Raw genomic sequence first — 17,976 nt, forward strand, 5'->3', positions numbered from 1 at the left:
TCGCTTTGTTTTTTGGTTAAAAACGGGCGATGAAGCGAAGGTTCACCCGTCGGCCTGTCAGAAAATTAGGTATAGCATAGGTCAGGTTGTTTACATCCGTAACGTAGCTGTAGGAAATACGATTCTGCGCGTCGATGATATTGAGTACCTCCAGGCCGATCCAAAGGCTTTCCAACGATACTTTTTTTCGCTCTGTCAGGTCATCTCCCAAGGCAATCAGCTTCGAGAATCCGATGTCCACTCGTTTGTAGGACTTCCCAGAAAAGGCATTGCGGAAATCCGGACGATTAGGCGGACCGAAGGGCAGTCCACTGCCATACACTGCGTTCAGGTACATGCGGATGGTTGGGTTATCCGGCAGGTGGTCCTGGAAGAAGACGCCAATATTAACCAGCTGATCCGTTGGCCGACGCAGATAACCACGATCCTTGCTTCCGGTTATTTCGCCTGAACTGTTGTACACCAGGCTCGAGTCGCCCTGCACGTTCTCTCGCGTCTGCATCATCCCTAAGCTTAGCCAGGACTCCGCTCCCTTTATGAATTCTCCGTTTACCCGGACATCAAAACCGGCTGCATAAGCTTTTGCATTGTTCTGGCCGTAATAGCGCAATCGTACGTTGTCCAGATCATAGGGCACGACGTTGGTCATGTGCTTGTAATAGGCCTCAGTCGTCAGCTTAAAGTCACGGTCCCAGGCCTTGAACAGATAATCGCTTCCGATTACGGCATGCAAAGAACGCTGCGCTTTCAGGTCCGGGTTCAGCTCACCCTGGAAATTGCGCAATTCCCGGTAAAAGGGAGGCTGGTAGTAAAGTCCTACAGCTGCTTTAAACGAAAGGTCAGGGTTGTAGCGGGTGATAAAGGAATATTGAATTCGAGGCGTAATGGTCAGTTCATTGTTATAGTTCCAGTAGCTGGCCCGGATGCCATAGGTGATTGTCCTAAGTGAATCCAGTTCGTAGGTATGCTGCACATAGCCGTTATAGCGCTGGGTATGTAGATTCAATTCCGAATCAAGCTGATAGGCCATGGTCACGTAATCCGAAGAATCCACGAAGCCGTACTCCGCCAGGCGGTCGTTGATGCGCTCCAGGCTGGCCTTGGCTCCAGCCAGCACAGTACTGCGGGCACTCAGGCGCCAGGTGTTGCGGCTCTCAGCGGCCAGTACCAGCGCTTTCAACGCATTACGCGCATGGTCAAACTGACTTCCGATGCCCCTGTCACGGAGGCACTCGCCCTTGTCGTTGCGACCAAGCGTATTCACGTCACAGAGTCGGTACAAGGCCTCTATATCCCGAAACTCACGCTCCAGTGAGTGTACGCCTGAGATGATGAATTCTGTCAATAACTCCTCCGACACCTGATGCTTGAGATTGGCTCCCACCTGGTAGGTATCGTACTCCATGTTCTCCTGTCCCTCGTAAGCCACAAGCAACCGAAGGGGTGCCTGCCGGGTACCGAAAGTGGTGGTGCGGTCTTCAGGCTCCACCCGAAAATTGTTGCGGGCATAGCTACCGAGCAATCCCAGCGTCGTGCGTTCCGGCTCTTTGCCCAGGTCGAAACTCAGGTATACCTGTCCGTCCGTAAAAGTGGGGCGGTACTCCCCGTCCACCTGCAGCCCCTGCAGCATATACCTGCTATTCTTGTGGCGCAGGCCTATCAGGTATGAGATGCGTTTGTTCCTGGAGGCTTCCTCCAGGTGAATGGCGCCGCCGGTGAGGCTACCGGTCACGGAGCCGGCAAAGGATGTGGGACGTTTGTACTCGATGTTTAGCACCGAGGACAGCTTGTCGCCGTACTTGGGTTGCCAGCCCCCGGAAGAAAACTCCACATTGGCCACCAGGTCGGGGTTTATGAAGCTAAGTCCTTCCTGCTGGGCCGCCGAGATCAGAAAAGGACGGTAGATCTCGATGCCGTTGACATAAACCAGGTTTTCGTCGAAGTTGCCACCCCGCACCGAATAGGTAGAGGAAAGTTCGTTGTTGCTGGTCACGCCGGGCAATGTGGCCAGTATCATGTTGAAATCCCCGAAAGCGGAAGGAAGGGTTTTCGTGAGTGTCGGATCCAGCTTGGTGACGCTGACCTGCTCACGGGTATCGTCTTCGCGTTTGCCCCGCACATCCACCTGCCGCAACTGCTGCGGGTCGGCTTCCAATACAAAGTCGAGTACAAACTCCTGCCCCGCTTCGAGGCGAACGCTTCGCTCCTGCTGCTTATACCCCAGGAAACGCACCGCCAGGACGAGATCTTCAGCAGCAGGCACTTTCAGGCTATACCTGCCCTGGCCATCGGTTTGAACGCCAAGGGTACGGCCCTGCACCCCTACCGTGGCCATCTCGAGTGGCTGGCGGTTTTGGTCCAGAACCGTACCCTTTATGATCCCCTGCTGTGCATAGACACCTGCTGGCAGCAGCATTAAGAGCCATACCGCAAGATATCGGAGCATAGGGGTGCTTAGGTTTTTAAAATTATGCCTGATTTTTCAGATTGGCGATGGTCTGCAGCGGATCTGCTGAATTAAACACGAAGCTGCCGGCTACCAAGGCATCTGCCCCTTTCTCCAATAGCAAAGGTGCATTCTGCTGATTCACGCCGCCGTCAATCTCAATAAGCGCTTTGGAATTGCGGGCAATGATCAGGTTTTTCAAGGCTTCGATCTTGCGGTAGGTGTTCTCTATAAATTTCTGACCGCCAAATCCCGGGTTCACCGACATCAGACATACCAGGTCCACGTCCGCGATCACATCGTCGAGCAGTTGTACGGAAGTGTGGGGGTTCAGGGCTATACCTGCTTTGGCTCCTGTTGCTTTAATCTGCTGAATGGTACGATGCAGGTGGTTGCAGGCCTCCAGGTGCACCGAAATGATCTCGGCTCCCGCCTCTCTGAACTGCTCAATGTAAAGCTCCGGCTCCACGATCATCAGATGCACATCCAGAGGCTTTTTGGCATGGCGCTGAATGGCCTGCAACACCGGAAATCCAAATGAAATGTTGGGCACAAAACGGCCGTCCATAATGTCGATGTGCAGCCAGTCGGCCTGGCTTTCGTTCAGCATTTCTACTTCGGACTGCAGGTTGGCAAAATCAGAAGCTAGTACAGAGGGAGCAATAATTGGTTTCATGTAACAAATATAGAAATTAAGATAGAATCCTTCGTGTGAAAAACATACACAGGGGCATCAGAGCCTGACAAAGCGCAGTGTGACGTTTCTGCTGTTGGAGCTCACCTGGCAAAGGTAGATGCCTTTTTTAAGACGGGAAGGTCTGATGCTGAGCGTGTGAACCGCTTGGTTTGCAAACAGCATCTGGGTATGTACCAGTTTGCCAGACGCATCATAGAGCCGCGCCAGGGCGTTTTCCTGCTGCCAGGTTTCGTCCATCCGCAGCACAATAGGCTCCTCTAATACCGGATTGGTGATGCTGATACCATCCGCCAGTTCATCCGCCAGACCTGTTACAAGTCGGGCATAAGTCGGAATACCGTAACCGATGGTGTTGTTGGGGTTGTTATAGTTACTGCCCAATTGGCGCATCAGCTCCAGCAATTCCATGTTGGTGAGCTTCGGACGGGCCTGCCAGATACAGGCAACCATACCTGCCATGATTGGTCCCGAGAAAGAGGTACCACTGGAACGACCTAAATTTCCGGAGGAGGACAGTACGTATACCTGCTGACCCATCGCCACCACGTCCGGCTTCAGCCTTTGGTCGGCGGTAGGTCCTACTGAACTGAAGAGTGCATGAACTGAAAGTGAGTCAACAGCTCCTACCGTGAGTACAGAATCGGCATCGGCGGGTGCGGAAATATAGCGCCAGGCTTTGTTGCCCTCGTTGCCGGCGCTCGTCACCACTAGCATACCGGTGGCAGCAGCCAGATCGGCTGCGCGGGTAATGATGGTCGTATTACCGTTAAGCTCGCTGTAAGTATAGCTGTAAGATGGCGCATCGAACAAGGTATAGCCGAGCGAAGAATTGATCACGTCCACTCCGGCACTATCGGCAAACTCTGCGGCCAGCAGCCAATTCACTTCCTCAATGTTATGCTCTGTGGCGGCATCTTCTGTCCGGAAAAGATAATAGTCGGCTTTGGGGGAAGTACCCACAATGCGGCCGGGTTCATAAGCAGCCATCGTGGACAGCACTGAAGTGCCATGCTGACTGTGCCCGTAAACGTCTTTCTTGTTGCCGACAAAATCATAGGTTCCCTTTAACTGCCCATTCTGGAAAAGGTGCGAGAAAGCGCTAATGCTGTTCACGCCCGGAAAGCCGGCGTCGAACACAGCAATCGTCATACCTTCGCCTTGGTAGCCAGCCGCGTGCAGCTCCGGTATACCTAGCATGTTAGATTGGTGAAAGGACGGGCCAAAATAAGAAGCATCGAAAGAAGCCTTTTCAAGCTTTAAGCTGTCGTTTGATTGGGTTCCTTTTTTGCCAGATGCAGAAGTTGGTAGGCGGTTGAGTTGCTGGGTCCCTTTAATGAAAGCTAATGTTTGTAGTTCGGCCAGCTTCTCAGGCGAGCACTGCACGACCGCCGCATTGAACCAGCGGGAGGTATAGAGCACCTTCGCCCCAGTTGCTTTTAGGCCGCTCACATAGGAGGAATTAACCGGCAAGTCACGAACAGAAAGCGCTATACCCTGCTTGCTGCGGCGTTCGATGGCCTTGGCAGAAAGGTATAGCGCTGGTTGTGCTACCGAATAAGGGGAATTGTTCTTGTCAGTGAAGTAGATCAGGTGCTTCTGCTCTGCGCCGCCACTCCCCTGCGCCTTGGCAAAAAGGGCCAGCAAAAGGAGACAGACAAACAGGGTCAGAGATCGCATAAGTCTTATAGTTTACCGTGTTCGATTAAGATTTCCTCACGTTCGTGGCCGCTTGTGATTTTATAAGAGCTCTCGTCACAGATAGTTTGGTTGCAATCACTAGTGATTCTACTAAAAAGTCTATGTACAAGTCCTATGCCTTCAGCATAAACTTCGAAACGCTCATCAACTCGTTTCAAATCAGCCTCATTACTTTGAACTACTCTGACAGTATTATTAAAACCCTGTCCATCCAACTGATAAGGAGTACCAACATCCTCGTATTGATAAACATCCTTTTTATCTCGCACCTTGCCATCTCGCTCTGGAGATGCATAGTTTGTGTTATACAAATCGCCGACCCATTCATTTCTCTCTTTAACGGGAAAAACAAGCTTAACGTATTTAGTATTGTCCTTGGTCAGCATGACCATAGTCGGGCTCTTGGCCACTGTCATCACCGAATCATCCAACCAGGCAGCAGTAGCATTTGGTCGTTTAGATCGAATAACTTTATAAACCAGTTGACCTGTCTGGTCGATAAAGCTCGTGTCTACCCGTTCACGCAACTGGTAATTAAGTCGGGAAGGTATTTCACCGAAATAAAGCGTTTCTTCCACATTATACACCCGGTACTGCCCTATCTCCAGCGGATAATAGTCGTAGCCCATCGCTTGCGGGTCGGGGTCCTTGTATTTACTTTCACAGCCAGCCACAAAAGCGGACAGCACAACCAGAAGCAGAAGGGCTCTTCTCATTATTGCAACACGTTCAGGTTATAGTCTGAGTTAAAGTTCGTCTCGATCCAGCCGCCACCGATCACGTCGTTGCCTTCGTAAAATACGGCAGCCTGACCAGGAGCGATCGCATGCACCCCTCTCAAAAAGTGCACTTTCATTTTGTCGCCTTCCTGCTCGATAATGGCCTCTGTACCTGGGTCGTTATACCTTACTTTCGTAATGGTAGGTATAGGCTGGCCGATCAGGTTTTCGTACTTCACCATGTTGAGCTTGCCCACGGTCATGGCGTTCTTGGCCAGGTCTTCGTAGTTGCCCAGCACCACGCGGTTAGCGTCTTTTTCGATACGGGTCACATAGGCCGGGAAACCAAGCGCTATACCCAGGCCCTTGCGCTGCCCGATGGTATAGAACGGATAACCTTCGTGCTTGCCCACCACAGTGCCATCTTCCAGCACGAACTCTCCCCCGGCCACGAGTTCTTCCAAACCTTCTACCCGACGCTTCAGGAAGCTACGGTAGTCGTTGTCAGGTATAAAACAGATCTCGTAAGACTCCGGCTTGTTCACCAGTTCGGTAAAACCACGGTCCATGGCCATCTGACGAATCTCAGTTTTGCGCAGCCCTCCCAACGGGAAAATAGTGCGGGCAAGGCTCTTCTGAGAGATACCCCACAGCGCATATGACTGGTCCTTGCTCTCGTCCAGCCCTTTGGAGATCACATAACGTCCGTTTTCCTCGCGGATGTTGGCATAGTGACCGGTGGCGATAAAATCGCAGCCCAACTGGTCGGCACGACGCAGCAAGGCATCCCATTTGATGTGTGTATTGCACAGCACGCATGGGTTTGGCGTGCGACCGGCTATGTATTCGTCCGTGAAGTGGTTGATCACAAAATCACCGAATTCTTCGCGTATGTCTATGATATAGTGCGGGAAGCCAAGCTGCACTGCTATGTTGCGGGCGTCGTTGATCGAGTCAAGGCTGCAGCAACCGGTTTCCTTCTTACTGGCGCCGCTCGATGCGTAGTCCCACGTCTTCATGGTCATTCCCACCACTTCATAACCTTGCTCATGCAACATCACAGCCGCCACGGAGCTGTCAATGCCGCCGCTCATGGCTACCAATACCCTTCCTAACTTACTCATTTATCTTCAGAATTGTAATTCGAAATGCTATAATTTTACTACAAAGATAGTAACATCGGGGCACTAATAAAGATTCAGCCGGGCAAATATTGTAGCGACAACAATTTGGAAAGAGATGGTGCGTTAAAAAAATCATTGAAAAATATGGCATCATACCCGATTTGGGACTTACTTTGGAATAAAATAAGATGAACAGAACCGAAACGGTTCTAAAAAGATAGACTGCTATGGGCTTACGGACCTCTGTAATAGTAAATGGTATAAACAATCTGAGTGATGCTCGTTATTGCGCCGGCATGGGCGTTGATGTGATCAGCTTTAACCTGAAACTGGATGATAAGGAGCGCATGACTTCCGACACGTTGAAGGAAATTGTGGGCTGGGTATCTGGCGTGAAACTGGCCGGCGAGTTCGAGCGTGCCAAGCCCGATATCATCAATCAATACGCCGATGACTTCGGCCTCGATTACATCCAGCTGGACACCCCTTACCTGATCGATGAAATCGAAGAGATCAACCGTCCGGTTATCCAGAAGGTGTTTATCAATAAGGATACGGTAGAAAGCGAGCTACTAGAAATGATGGAGCTTTACAGCCCGTCTGTTGACAGTTTCCTGATCTATTCATCGGATTTTGATAACATCGACGACACTAACATCAAATTCCTGAAGAACCTGGCCAAGCGCTTCCATATATACCTGGGCTTCGGGGTTCACCGCCACAATATCAACACTGTCCTGAAAGAGATCAAACCTGCCGGCATCGGCCTGCGAGGTGGTCACGAAATCAAACCTGGCCTAAAGGACTTTGATGAACTGCAGGAAATCTTCGAGGAAATAGAAGAAAACTAGGGAGTTTGGAAGTTTAGGAGTTTGAGAGTTAGAAAGTTTAAGAGTTGTGATATAGCGACTTTACACTTTAACATCGTTTCCGTCTAGTGGCGCTATGCTGTAATACCGTTCTGTGCAATGATTTAACGCCGGCTCTTCCGGACTTCCGAGTCTGGAAGTGTTTCTGCGAGGTACAGCTTTGTCCCCTATACCTATAGAACCTATACACAGGGATTAGGAAATACACGACAGTTTCCTTCGGGATTGATAAATACCGTAGAGCCTTATAGAAAGCCGTTTATAAAGCATTATTACCTGTAGGGACAGGTCGCGACCTGTCCGAATCGTGCACCTGGCTCGGTAATTTTTTCTTCTGAAACTAGCTATACCTTGTAAACCTTGTACTTCTAACAAATATCCATACCGAAATAATAAAGACGGTCCGCTATACCTGGGTATGGCGGACCGTCTTGTTTTGAAATGTAAGCAATTATACCTGAAGGCTATACCTTGAACTGCAGGTATTTGATGGTGATTCCGTCGGCCAGGTAGCGTTTCTCGTATGTGGTGTAGATGCCCATGGTATGCTCTTGCAGGTCGGACTGGTATAAATTGTCGGTATAAAGCAGGTCCTTTGGATTACGCTCCTGCAACACTTCCAGGGTATACTCGAAAAGCATCTGGTTGTCGGTCTTCAAGTGCAGGATCCCGCCCGGCTTTAAAACCCTTGCATACAGATCGAGGAAACGCGGTGAGGTGAGGCGGCGCTTGATATCGCGGTCTTTCGGTCGCGGGTCGGGGAAGGTCACCCAGATTTCATCCACCTCGCCCTCTGCAAAGTTATCTTCCAGGTTCTCAATAAAAGTGCGCAGGAAAGCTACATTGTGCAGATCTTCCTCTTCCGCCAGCGAACTGCCTTTCCAGATCCGTGCTCCCTTGATATCCAGTCCCAGAAAGTTTTTGTCAGGATACAGACGAGCCATCCCCACGGTATACTCCCCACGACCGCAGCCAATCTCGAGGATCAGGGGATTATCATTCTCGAAAAACTCGTCCCGCCACTTGCCTTTCAGCTGACCATAGAGTTCTCCTTCCCGCTCAATTACATTCTCACGCTCCGCTATGGCGGCAAATTTCGCTAATTTACTTCTTCCCATTTCTTATAGTTCGTCAATCTCTGCGACCACAAAGGTACTACCTCCGATAAAAATTACCTCATCCGGTTTCGCATTTCCCCTGGCCGCGGCAATGGCTGCGCTCACCGTGGCATATGCTTCTCCTTGCAATCCTACTTGCCTGGCTTTTCCCTGGAGCTCCCCCACTGGTAACGCGCGGGGTATCTGTGCCTGGCAGAAATAATAGGTATAGGCCTTCGGCAGAAGCTGCAGGATCGTGGTCACATCTTTGTCATTCACGGCCCCAAACACCATGTGTACCTGCTTCGGTTTCAGCGAGTGCAGCTGAGCAAGTATTTGTTTAATGCCATCCACATTGTGACCTGTATCACAAACAGTTAAAGGATTAAATCCTAACACCTGCCAACGCCCTTTCAGGCCGGTAATGGTTTTAGCGTTAGCTATACCTTGGCGAATTGCTTCATCCGAAATAATAAAGCCCCGCTCACGAAGCAGCAACAGCGATTTGAGCACGCCGGGCAGGTTATACTGCTGGTATACCCCTGCCAGATCAGACTGGAGTGAAGCTAGCCACAAGCTGCCATTCAGGTATACATCGTAAACCTGTCCCTCCAGCTGTTGCTCCCGCACTTGCACGAGAATGCTATCGGTGGCAAAATAGAGCGGCGACTGTTCAGCAGCGGCCTTATGCTCGAACACCTGCACGATGTCAGCTTGCTTGGTGCTGATCACGGCAGGCGTGTGGGGCTTGATAATGCCGGCCTTCTCCCCTGCTATTTCGGGCAGCGTATCGCCCAGCAGCGCCTGGTGGTCAAAACCGATGTTCGTGATAAGCGAAAGCTCCGGTGAGATGATGTTGGTTGAGTCCAGCCGCCCACCCAGGCCTACTTCGATCACGGCAACGTCTACCTGCTCGTCCGCAAAATACTGAAAAGCAAGGGCCACGGTCATCTCGAAAAAGGATGGTTTCACCTGCTCAAACAGCTCCTTGTGCTGCTCCACAAACCGAATCAGGTAATCCTGGGGCAGCTCAGCACCGTTTACACGCACCCTTTCGGTAAAGGACTTGAGATGTGGTGAAGTATAGAGACCCGTCTTGTATCCGGCACTCTGAAGCACGGCAGCCAGCATGTGCGAGCTGCTGCCTTTGCCGTTGGTGCCTGCCACATGCACTGTCTTAAACTTATGCTGGGGCAGTCCAAACGCATCGCAAAGGGCTATGATGTTGTCGAGGCTCTTCTTAAAAGCAATATTGCCGATGCGTTGAAACATCGGCAATTGCTGGTATAGGTAATCAAGACATTCTTGATAAGTCATGAAATCAATAGAAATTAGCGTGATCGGATCACAAAGGTAACGGTACCGGTGGCTCCTGTTGTACTTCTGCCTCCACCCGTGCGGCTAAAGGTTGTCTTCTGAAGCTGTTCACGGTACCATTTCTCTACGTGCGGAGACACTGTGCTCTCCAGTCGGTCGATGCCAATCAGGTTGCCGTCGGCGTCGATGCGGATGCGGAACTTCACAAAACCGGTTTCGTTTTCGTAAGGGTCACGTTTCGGAGAAATATCGTAGCGCCAGCCGGCCATGTCCAGACCATCGCCACCGCCACCGCCGCCAGGTGTGCCTTCGTAGTTCTTGGCACCCATGATGCCTCTTGGGTCACCTTTATCACCTACTTTGTTGGCGTCATCACCGTTGTTGTTACCGGTTGCTTCGTTTGACGTCCCACTCTTGCCGGTACCCGTGCTTTCGGTCGGTTTGCCAGGGTATAGCGCACGGGGTTTTTCAGGCTCTGGCTTTTTCACCTCCTCCTTGGGCTTCTCCACCGGCTTCTTCACTTCCTCTTTGGGTTGTGGCTTCGGCTGAGGCTTTGCCTCCTCTTTCACCACCACGGGCGCATCTGCAGTTGTGGTGACAACCTTCGGGGTTTCAACCGGAGTTGGAGGTGTTGGTGTAGCTGCTGCAACAGGCTTTGGATCAGGCAACGGTTCCGGCTGCGTTGGAGCTGGCTTGCTGTCCTGCACGTTCTTTGACTCGTTCGGAGTAGCCTTCGACTGTACACTACCGCTGCCCACGGCATCCATGCCGAAGTCCAGTTCAATACCCATCTCCTTGTCCGGTTTACCCGGTGCCCCACTCCAAGCCAGCAGGTAGAACAAAAGCAACAGGATAATCACGTGCAGGGCAATACTAATACCTGCCGCAATTTTCCTGTTTTTTTCTTCTTCCTTATTTAATGCTATCTCCATCTCAGTACTTATTATTCTGTCGGCGTTGTGGCCAGCGTTACTTTCGCATTCAGACCTGCTGCCACACTTGCCACGTTTACCAGGTACTCCACCGGAACACTCTTATCGACATGCAACACAACCACACCTTCATCTGCATTCTGCAAAAGTGCTGCCAATTGTGGTTCTAGATCCGAAAGACTGATTTCTTTTCCGTTTAAGTAATACTTTAAGTCGGGCGTAATGGTAACGCTTATTTTCTGGATTACTATGGTAGATGACTTACTTGTAGGCAAACTAACTGGAAGGCCGGTAGGCGCCACGAAGTTTGAGGTAAGCATGAAAAATATGAGCAACAGAAATATGATGTCGGTCATCGACGACATATTAAACTCTGGGTTGATCTTATTTTTAGAGCGTAAATTCATGCTTAAAGTTGTGGTTCTTGTAAAAGATCAATAAACTCAATCGAAGAGTACTCCATGCCGTGCACAATGTTGTCGATTTTGGACACTAGGTAGTTGTACCCTACATAGGCAGGAAGTCCGATAATCAGACCGGTAGCCGTTGTTACCATCGCCTGGTAAATACCAGCCGATAGCAGCTGCGGGCTGATGGTACCTTCCGCCTGTGCAATGGCGATGAAGGCCTGGATCATACCAGTTACCGTTCCAAGGAAACCGAGCATGGGTGCTGCACCTGCGATGGTTGCCAGCGAAGCCAGGTTACGCTCCAATTTACTGATTTCGATCTTGCCTACGTTCTCGATAGAGGTTTCAATGTTTTTGAGTGGGTTGCCGATGCGGCTTATACCTTTGCCCAACATTCTGGCTACCGGTGTGTTCGTCTGAGCGCACAGCATGCGGGCCCCGTTAATGTCACCAGCCAATACCATGCTCTTGATGCGGTCGCTGAAACCATCCGGGTTTTTAGCAGCCTTCATTAGGGTCAGGTAGCGCTCGAAGAAAATGTAAACGGCAGCCAGCGACAAAAGCAGCAGCGGGATCATGGCCCAACCACCCGCCATCGCCAGGTCCATCAACGAAACTGAGTTTTCCGCTGTTTCAGCTCCATCCATCAACATAGAAGTCGTGTCAGCAGGAGTCGTTGTAATTTGTAAGAAGAGAGATGTCATGTTAATTATTATAAACCCAAATATTTTCTCCGAATGATTTTCTGTAAGTGTTCATGGCAGCCTGCGCCTCCTCTGCCGAAGCAAAGTCAGCTACAGATACTTTAAAAAGACGGCTGCCTTTACCAGGCTCCAAGACTTTAGCCTCGTGGCCGTTCTCCGCTATCTCCTGACGGCTGAACTCAGCGTTCAGCATGCGGGCATAACCGCCCGTAATAATATAAAAACGGCCATCTTTATCGCTCACCGTGGTCGTTACGGGTGCCGGTGCTGCCACTTCTTCAACTGCCTCAGCCTTCTCATAAACGAATTCATCTGCAGCATATTGAGCCTCCTGTCCGGAAGTATTACTGGAAGCGTCGCCCCAGGCATCTGCCCCATCCATCATACCTGCTCCCGATGCGTCTAATACATCAGTAGGGACTGGCTGTCCTAAGGTAGCTTCGTGTTGAACAGGTATAGAAACAGAGGAAGTCTTTTCGTCTGCCCGCTCCTCGTCATTTACAAGCGACGTCGGATAAAGGCTGCTCAGGTTATAATCCGTTTGAAGGGAAAGCATGTACAGGGCCGTTCCTACCAAACCTGTCAGGGCGAGACCGGCAGCCACGTGGTAGGCGCGCTTCAGTCGGGCTTTGAAAGGTTTTCTGGCTGGTGCCGGCTCTGCCGCTTGGCGCTCCTTAATGAGGGTGCGCAGCACAGCCGGCTCCTCATGGCGGATCGGTCTGGCGACGATCTCGGGCAGGCCGAAGCTTGCCTCCAGCAGATTGTCGCCTTCCGTGTATTCAAATACCAGCTTCTGCTCGTGGTTGTATTTGAACACGCCGATGTCGGTGAGCTCAAATCGCTGCTCACTTTCCAAGCGGGTGCGTACCTCATGCACAAAAGAGATGACCAGCTGCCTGGCCTCTTCTTTTGAGCTGTTGTTGGCATAAGCGATGGTGCTGATGAGCAGTCCATCGTTCAGGACAAGCTTTTCGTTGAAAGCAATCTTTTTGGACGGCGGCACCAGCGTATGCTTCACCGGGTTGATCCGGGCAGGCACATAGCGCGTAATCAACCCGCCAAAATCAGGTATGATCACGCAGTCGTGATTATAGAGCAGGTGCTTGATGTGCTTTTCTACCATAGGCACTTAGAATGAATAAGAGACTCCTCCTATCAGGTTGATACTTTTGTTGGGGTAATTTACAAACCTTTCGTATTTCTGCGCAAACAAATTATTCACCATCAGGAAAGTCGTGAATCTGTTGGAGAATCTGTAGTCGGCCTTCAGGTTCAGGTCAACGATCGTATCTGTTTCCCGCAGCCCGAATGTGCCGTCAGGACGGTGAATGCGCCCGAAAGAACTCCCAATATAGTAAAGTTCTGAATTAAAGAGAATCTTATCATAGAAGTTGTAGGTGGCAAAAACGCTCGCCATCAGCTCCGGACGGTGAAATGCCTGCTCTAAGGTGGCTGTGCTATACTTGTTATAATCAGCCTTTAATCCAATGCGCAGTTCGTCTGAATAATTGAAAGTAGCCTCTCCATAAATATTCAAAACATTTGTCACGCCGTCGTCATACAACAGGTCAAACTTGGTAGAATCGCTCGCCGAGTTGTTGTAGAAGTACATGTTGCGGAAGTTCTGGTAGGCCACACGACCTGTCAGGTGTACAAAGTTGGCAATGTTGGCCTGCATACCGCCGTACACCTCCAATCCTTTGTTCTGATCAGCCACTCTTACATTAGGGGCCAGGTAGGGGTTTTCCTGCGTCAGCTGATATAAAGTAACTCTTTGAAGGTCGCCACCCATACCTGCGTAAATCAACAAGTTACCTTTAATAGGCTCTACTCCTACACGTACCGTTGGGTATACATTGAATTTGCGGGCGTCGTTCACAGTGTCGCCTGTATAGGCAATGTTGGCACCGATTGCAAGCCGGATGGCATTCAGCTGTCGCTCGTACTGCGGATGCACTTTGAACAAAGTACGGCTAACCGAGGCAGAGTCTTTGTGCGATACCAAGGAGAGGTCAGCGTCCACTTTGAAAGCCGACACATCATCCAGACCATACTCGGTGTTCAGTTTGGCAGCGATGTTCGTCTCCCGCATGTCATAGTGGTCGTTCAGGTAGTTCACGTTCAATCCTGCTTTGAACAGAAGTGGCATACCGGCACCATGGTTGTGCATATACCCTTCGGCATGCACGCGGTTGAATACCTGGCTGATGGTATCACGGTCTACAGTTGTTTCCTGTACAGGGCTATATCCATAGAAATGGTACTTGTCACGACCATAGCCCAGTTTGCCACCCAGGGTAAGGCCCTGCATATACGACTCGCCATTCAGGTTGATCGCCGAGTTGGTAACAGCGGAATTCTTACCGTCTACCGGTCCTCTGGCTGAGGTGATATGGCTGACATCGGCTCCGTAAGAAGCCGTATTGCTGCGCTTATTATGGAAGTAGCCTTTCAGGTATAGCGTACCGTAGTTGCCTATACCTGCCTTTACATAGTTACCGTACAGCTTGGTCAGTTCGTCCTGCTTAATGGTGAGCACACGCATCTGCAGATCCACATCCTGGCCTTCGAGGCGGTAGTCGTTGAAACGGTAGCGCACATTGCGCTCGCCCGGCTCAGGGGTTACCACGGCAAATTTCTGGTAGTTACGCGAAGCTCTTGGCAGTTCGATCTTGCGATCCTTCTCCACCACTACTTCAGAGTCCTGTAGCTTAGCCCCTTCGCCCCAACCTGTTGTCTGCGCCTGGGCGCTGTTCAGAAAGCTAAACCCGGCACACAGCACAATCGCTGCTATGGAAGCTTTTTTCAATCTATTCTTCATGTTGCTATTTCTCTTCATGATGCATTATCGCTTTCTTCCCTTTACTGAGTCAGCCGGGGCTGTGCTGGGTGCGCCACCCAATTTGGCCAGCTTCTGTTTCGCCTCTGCCACGATCTCCGGCACCGGTGAGTGCTCAATAACGGAGTTGAGGGTTGAAGTGGCCTGGAAGGTTTCGTTCTGCGCCACATAGTTGTCGGCGATGATCAGGAAAGACTTGCCCAGCCAGAAATCATAGCTGGAGAACTTCGTGTTGAAGTCAAAGGCTACATCGATCGACTCTGCATATTTTTTCTGCTTGAAAAGGATCTCCGCCACCAGGTAATGTGCTTCCGCTCCATTTTCATCTGTTGCGGACGCCGCTGCTTCACGCAGCTCTTTCACGGCCTGGTCCAGATTGCCTTCGGCATAGGTCGCCTTGCCTTTGTAGAGCTGTGCTGTGTTGAAGACATAAAGCGCGGAATTACCCTGGCTGATCAACTCGTTGGCAATGCGCTTCGACGCGGCATAGTCGTTCGAGAGGAAGTGGCTCTTCATCAGACCGGTCAGGGCAGTTTGCTGCTCACGGCGGTTTGTGGCCGTGTCGCGCAGACGGCTGTAATACTTGATCGCCTCTGCGTAGTTCTTGTTCTCAAACTCAGCGTCCGCTACTTTCTGAATCGCACGGTTCACGTACTCACTCTTATTCTCCTCCACAACCGCTTTCATGAGTGGCAAGCCCTTGTCCGGCTGGTTCACCCGGATGTAAGAATCCGCCAGGAAGTAGTTGGCTTCGCTCACATAGGGATTGTTCGGATAGGCCTTCAGGTAGTTCTCGAGTTTGGTGACCGCCTGATCATATTTTTCGTTGAAGTAAAGCGTTTTAGATGCTTCAAATTCAATGCTTTCAAGGGCATTACTCTCTGGGTTTGCCGTTCTGAATTTATCTGCATAGGTATCAAATTCAGCGCTTTGGTTCTGGGTGGCCAGCACTTCCTGCAGACTGTAAAGAGAACCACTGGCAGAGCGGGAGTTCGGGAATTCGTCGATCACGCGCTTGTAGTCAGCGGCGGCCTCCGCATTACGGCCCAGGTTGGCATAGGCTATACCTCTTTTCTCGAGGGCATTCGGTAACAGGCGGCTTTGCGGCCTTCCCTGTATCAATGCCGTGAAACCAGAAACAGCTGATTGGTAGTTGCCAGACTCAAAGTCGATGATGGCACGCTGGTACATGGCCGGCTCCACGTAGCGCGACTTCTGGTACTGGCTGTAAACGGTCTGCAGGTTTTGCTTGGCTGCTTCTTTGTTCCCCATCAGACTTAGTACAATACCTTTCTGGAAGTATACATAGTCTTTGTCGTTGGAGTTAGAGGCCAGTACTTTGTCGTAGAGCGACAAAGCAGGCGCATACTGCTTCTTCACATAGTGCAGGTCAGCCAAACGCATCATGGCATCAAAGTGGTTCGGATCGCTGGTGCTGGTGCCGTCCACGTAGGCTTTGAAGTGAGGCATCGCTTTGTCATACTCCTTGCTGTTGTAATAAGCATAGGCTATGCCGTAGCGCGACTTCATGTAATACTCCGACTTGCGGGCTTCGCTGTTACGGAATACGGCTGCGTAGCTGTTGATGGCATCTACAAAGCGCTGTCCCATCGAGTAGGCCTCCCCTTTCACAAAGTGGCTGGCCGCTGTGATCTCCTTGTCATAAGGATATTGCAGCGATTTATCCAGCATGGTAACTGCCGTCGGGAATTTGCCTTCGTTGTAAAGGTTCACGCCGTACAGGTGCGTCATACGCTGGTAGGTTTCCAGCATACGGTAGCTCTTGTTTGGAATACTCTCTATGTGACGGATAGCCTCTGAGTAGTTGTTAGAGTTAAAGTACGCCTCTGTCAGCAGGGCATCCACGTCTGCGGCATGCTCCGATTTGGGGAACTCCTCGTTAAAATTCTGCAGGGAGTTGAATACGTCACGGAAATTACCCAGCTCGTAGCTTACCTGCGCAAATTTTACAATAGCCGCCTGTGTGATGGTGGTGTCCTGGTTATTCTTTCGGGCCTGGTCAAAGGCGGTAAGGGCATATTGCTTATTGTCCTCGCGCAGGTAACTCAGACCCAGATAGTAGGCTGCATTCTGCCCGAGTGCGTCCTTTTTGCTGGCCACTTCCTTAAAATTGGCAATGGCGTTTTTATAGTTGCCGTTCTTGTAGTCAGTGTAGGCTATCTTGTATTGGATCACCGGGTCCAGCTTGCGCTTCCCCTGGGCATACTGGCTAAAATACTCCTCTGCTTTTTTGTACTCGGCACGCTGGTAATAAGCGTCCCCTACCAAAAGCGCGATTTCTTCTGCCTGCTGTACTTTCGGGGTTTTGGCCAATGCCGCCTCACCGTATTTGATCACTTCAAAAATATCCTGCTCCTTATAAAGGATCTCCGTGATCATATAAGGGACGATCTGCGCATAGGACTCGTTCTTTTCGGCGATCAGCAGGTCAGCTTTTGCGGCGTCATAATCGCCTTCGCGATAGGAAATATAGCCAGCGTAGTAGTTGGATGCATACGCAAAACGGTGTTCGTCTTCTCTGAAGCCGGTCGTCTTGTTTTTGTCGAACCAGATCTTGGCGTTTTTGAAATCCTTGTTGGCGAAGTAAGAATAACCCAGCTTAAACTCGAGCTCTTTGTTCTGCTTGATACTCAGAAGATGCGTCGGGGCGCTCTCCAGCTTCTCCACCGCCTTTTTGTAGTCCTTGTTCTCGAAATAGAAAAGGCCCAGTTCGTAGTTAGCCAGGGTGGTCTTCGGGTGGGTCGGGAACTTGCGGGTGAAGTTCAGGATCAGCTGCTCAGCGTCGGGGTGCAGCAGATATAGGCCACTCAGCGCATAGTAATATTGCGCGTCTGCGGTCTTGGCATCGTCTCCGATCAGGTTGATGTACTTGCGGAAGGCCTCCTGAGCTGCTCCGTACTTGGCGCGGTCAAACAACTCCACGCCTTCATGGTAGTGCTTGTCTTTTGTGGTGAACACCTGGGTGTGCTGGGCCACCGCCATGTGGCTTCCCCCAGCCAAAACCGATGCCAGCGCTACTTTATAGGCTATCTTCATATGTATCTTACTGCCCGATTACGAGCTATTCTTATGGCTTATTCTTAGAAAACAGGTATAGGCGCCC

The 17,976-nt window shown here is 50.8% G+C and carries 14 protein-coding genes; 1 reads left to right on the forward strand and 13 read right to left on the reverse strand.

Annotated features, from left to right (window positions below):
- Positions 1 to 16: 16 nt before the first annotated feature.
- The 5 genes from IEV97_RS00755 to mnmA are packed head-to-tail and all read right to left on the reverse strand — an operon-like array spanning position 17 to position 6,684.
- On the reverse strand, positions 17 to 2,446 hold the full coding sequence (locus IEV97_RS00755) for a TonB-dependent receptor (RefSeq protein WP_188499606.1): 2,430 nt from the start codon (positions 2,444 to 2,446) through the stop codon (positions 17 to 19).
- Between the two features lie 22 nt (positions 2,447 to 2,468).
- A complete protein-coding gene (gene rpe, locus IEV97_RS00760; RefSeq protein WP_188499607.1) occupies positions 2,469 to 3,122 on the reverse strand; it encodes a ribulose-phosphate 3-epimerase in 654 nt (217 codons plus the stop codon).
- A gap of 57 nt (positions 3,123 to 3,179) precedes the next feature.
- The gene (locus IEV97_RS00765; protein ID WP_188499608.1) at positions 3,180 to 4,820 is read right to left on the reverse strand and encodes a S8 family serine peptidase; all 1,641 of its coding nucleotides are present in this window, start codon (positions 4,818 to 4,820) and stop codon (positions 3,180 to 3,182) included.
- Positions 4,821 to 4,825: 5 nt separating this feature from the next.
- Entirely contained in the window at positions 4,826 to 5,557 is a 732-nt protein-coding gene (locus tag IEV97_RS00770) for a hypothetical protein (RefSeq protein WP_188499609.1), read from the reverse strand.
- Positions 5,557 to 6,684 (reverse strand): tRNA 2-thiouridine(34) synthase MnmA, encoded by a 1,128-nt coding sequence (gene mnmA, locus IEV97_RS00775; RefSeq protein ID WP_188499610.1) that lies wholly within the window; start codon positions 6,682 to 6,684, stop codon positions 5,557 to 5,559. Before mnmA ends, IEV97_RS00770 begins: the two co-directional genes overlap by 1 nt.
- 227 nt (positions 6,685 to 6,911) lie before the next feature.
- Here mnmA and trpF point away from each other — a divergent pair, with 227 nt between their 5' ends.
- A complete protein-coding gene (gene trpF / locus IEV97_RS00780; protein ID WP_188499611.1) occupies positions 6,912 to 7,535 on the forward strand; it encodes a phosphoribosylanthranilate isomerase in 624 nt (207 codons plus the stop codon).
- A 482-nt stretch (positions 7,536 to 8,017) separates the two neighbouring features.
- Here the strand turns inward: trpF and trmB are convergent, their stop codons facing one another.
- Genes trmB through IEV97_RS00820 form a run of 8 tightly spaced genes read right to left on the reverse strand, consistent with a single transcriptional unit; the run spans position 8,018 to position 17,909 of the window.
- Complete coding sequence (gene trmB / locus IEV97_RS00785; protein WP_188499612.1) at positions 8,018 to 8,671, reverse strand: tRNA (guanosine(46)-N7)-methyltransferase TrmB; 654 nt, start codon at positions 8,669 to 8,671, stop codon at positions 8,018 to 8,020.
- 3 nt (positions 8,672 to 8,674) lie between these two features.
- Positions 8,675 to 9,967, reverse strand: a complete 1,293-nt coding sequence (locus IEV97_RS00790) for a bifunctional folylpolyglutamate synthase/dihydrofolate synthase (RefSeq protein WP_229733728.1) — start codon at positions 9,965 to 9,967, stop codon at positions 8,675 to 8,677.
- Between the two features lie 14 nt (positions 9,968 to 9,981).
- Positions 9,982 to 10,899, reverse strand: coding sequence for a hypothetical protein (locus tag IEV97_RS00795; protein ID WP_188499613.1), 918 nt, complete (start codon positions 10,897 to 10,899; stop codon positions 9,982 to 9,984).
- An 11-nt stretch (positions 10,900 to 10,910) separates the two neighbouring features.
- Positions 10,911 to 11,306: an ExbD/TolR family protein gene (locus tag IEV97_RS00800; RefSeq protein ID WP_188499614.1), complete on the reverse strand. Its 396-nt coding sequence runs from the start codon at positions 11,304 to 11,306 to the stop codon at positions 10,911 to 10,913.
- A 2-nt stretch (positions 11,307 to 11,308) separates the two neighbouring features.
- Entirely contained in the window at positions 11,309 to 11,962 is a 654-nt protein-coding gene (locus IEV97_RS00805; protein ID WP_188500360.1) for a MotA/TolQ/ExbB proton channel family protein, read from the reverse strand.
- A gap of 52 nt (positions 11,963 to 12,014) precedes the next feature.
- A complete protein-coding gene (locus tag IEV97_RS00810; RefSeq protein ID WP_229733729.1) occupies positions 12,015 to 13,136 on the reverse strand; it encodes an HU domain-containing protein in 1,122 nt (373 codons plus the stop codon).
- A 6-nt stretch (positions 13,137 to 13,142) separates the two neighbouring features.
- Positions 13,143 to 14,834 (reverse strand): TonB-dependent receptor, encoded by a 1,692-nt coding sequence (locus IEV97_RS00815; RefSeq protein WP_229733730.1) that lies wholly within the window; start codon positions 14,832 to 14,834, stop codon positions 13,143 to 13,145.
- A 24-nt stretch (positions 14,835 to 14,858) separates the two neighbouring features.
- Positions 14,859 to 17,909 (reverse strand): tetratricopeptide repeat protein, encoded by a 3,051-nt coding sequence (locus IEV97_RS00820; protein WP_188499617.1) that lies wholly within the window; start codon positions 17,907 to 17,909, stop codon positions 14,859 to 14,861.
- Positions 17,910 to 17,976: the final 67 nt, after the last annotated feature.

Source organism: Pontibacter amylolyticus, assembly GCF_014638845.1.
Classification (GTDB): domain Bacteria; phylum Bacteroidota; class Bacteroidia; order Cytophagales; family Hymenobacteraceae; genus Pontibacter; species Pontibacter amylolyticus.

Bases quoted from the DNA above. Each gene is read 5' to 3' on its own strand.
- IEV97_RS00755 (WP_188499606.1), bottom strand. From the start codon at position 2,446: ATGCTCCGATATCTTGCGGTATGGCTCTTAATGCTGCTGCCAGCAGGT.
- rpe (WP_188499607.1), bottom strand. From the start codon at position 3,122: ATGAAACCAATTATTGCTCCCTCTGTACTAGCTTCTGATTTTGCCAAC.
- IEV97_RS00765 (WP_188499608.1), bottom strand. From the start codon at position 4,820: ATGCGATCTCTGACCCTGTTTGTCTGTCTCCTTTTGCTGGCCCTTTTT.
- IEV97_RS00770 (WP_188499609.1), bottom strand. From the start codon at position 5,557: ATGAGAAGAGCCCTTCTGCTTCTGGTTGTGCTGTCCGCTTTTGTGGCT.
- mnmA (WP_188499610.1), bottom strand. From the start codon at position 6,684: ATGAGTAAGTTAGGAAGGGTATTGGTAGCCATGAGCGGCGGCATTGAC.
- trpF (WP_188499611.1), top strand. From the start codon at position 6,912: ATGGGCTTACGGACCTCTGTAATAGTAAATGGTATAAACAATCTGAGT.
- trmB (WP_188499612.1), bottom strand. From the start codon at position 8,671: ATGGGAAGAAGTAAATTAGCGAAATTTGCCGCCATAGCGGAGCGTGAG.
- IEV97_RS00790 (WP_229733728.1), bottom strand. From the start codon at position 9,967: ATGACTTATCAAGAATGTCTTGATTACCTATACCAGCAATTGCCGATG.
- IEV97_RS00795 (WP_188499613.1), bottom strand. From the start codon at position 10,899: ATGGAGATAGCATTAAATAAGGAAGAAGAAAAAAACAGGAAAATTGCG.
- IEV97_RS00800 (WP_188499614.1), bottom strand. From the start codon at position 11,306: ATGAATTTACGCTCTAAAAATAAGATCAACCCAGAGTTTAATATGTCG.
- IEV97_RS00805 (WP_188500360.1), bottom strand. From the start codon at position 11,962: ATGTTGATGGATGGAGCTGAAACAGCGGAAAACTCAGTTTCGTTGATG.
- IEV97_RS00810 (WP_229733729.1), bottom strand. From the start codon at position 13,136: ATGGTAGAAAAGCACATCAAGCACCTGCTCTATAATCACGACTGCGTG.
- IEV97_RS00815 (WP_229733730.1), bottom strand. From the start codon at position 14,834: ATGAAGAATAGATTGAAAAAAGCTTCCATAGCAGCGATTGTGCTGTGT.
- IEV97_RS00820 (WP_188499617.1), bottom strand. From the start codon at position 17,909: ATGAAGATAGCCTATAAAGTAGCGCTGGCATCGGTTTTGGCTGGGGGA.